The organism is Bacillaceae bacterium S4-13-56 (assembly GCA_040191315.1).
In the GTDB taxonomy this organism is placed as follows: Bacteria; Bacillota; Bacilli; order Bacillales; family JAWJLM01; genus JAWJLM01.
The window spans coordinates 1-332 of record JAWJLM010000132.1; the positions used below are offsets into that span (position 1 = coordinate 1).

At 36.7% G+C, this 332-nt stretch carries 1 protein-coding gene; it reads right to left on the bottom strand.

Annotated elements, in window-relative coordinates; translation table 11 throughout:
* Positions 1 to 150 precede the first annotated feature (150 nt).
* On the bottom strand, positions 151 to 332 hold a 182-nt coding region (locus RZN25_18010), incomplete at its 5' end, for a transposase (GenBank protein ID MEQ6378703.1).

A 332-nucleotide genomic window follows, 5' to 3' on the forward strand; every position in this document is an offset into this window, starting at 1 on the left:
ACTAAAACCGTCACATCATGTGAAAACGCCGAAGCGACCTACATCCTCGAAAATTTTCGCTGGAGCTAGACAAATTTTATGCTTTATCTTATAAAAAAAGCCTAACTACATCTTCATCCATGTAGGCTGGCTTTTTCACATTCTTTATTTTTATTTTTCTAATTTCTTGATCTCCTCTTCATCTAACCCTGTCATCTCCATTATTTCCTCAATTGACTTACCTTTTTCCAGCATTCGTTTACCCACCTCGTGAATTGCTGCTTCTTTCCCTTTTTCTATTCCCTTTTCTATTCCTTTTTCTATTCCCTTTTCTATCCCTTTTCGCTCATAGG